Source organism: Bowmanella yangjiangensis, from assembly GCF_017255015.1.
Classification (GTDB): Bacteria; Pseudomonadota; Gammaproteobacteria; order Enterobacterales; family Alteromonadaceae; genus Bowmanella; species Bowmanella yangjiangensis.
This window is the reverse complement of the sequence record NZ_JAFKCS010000691.1, coordinates 1-382: the sequence shown is the minus strand read 5'-3', so window position 1 is coordinate 382 and position 382 is coordinate 1. Positions and strand designations below refer to the sequence as shown.

Here is a 382-nt window from a genome sequence, read left to right as displayed (position 1 = left end):
ATTCAAAGGTCTTGCCGCTGTTGGTCAGTGCCTCGATCACGTCGACCTCGGCCGAACTGTAGTCGACGCTGACGTTGTACGGCGTAGTCCCGGCCGCCTCGATGGCTGCCTCCAGCGCGCCGCCGGCAACCGCCTGGATGCCAGAGCCAGTCATGATCCAGTCGTCATCTTCGTCGAAGTCGGTATCGCCGGCCTCGTTGCTCACGCCGGAGATGGTCAGCGGCATGTGGTCGAGCGCGATGGTGCCATCGACGCCAGCGCGCTTGATCTCGCCCGTGTGGGTGGCGGCGGCTACGTTGGTGACATCACCCCACACCAGGGCAGCGAAGACCCAGCTGAAGATCTCGCGGAAGTTGATGTTGAGCGTCACACCGGTCACGCG

The 382-nt window shown here is 63.9% G+C and carries 1 protein-coding gene; it reads right to left on the bottom strand.

The genetic code is table 11. The features are described from left to right. The coding region (locus J0A65_RS26280) for a hypothetical protein (RefSeq protein ID WP_206597125.1) at nucleotides 1-382 on the bottom strand (382 nt) is incomplete at both ends.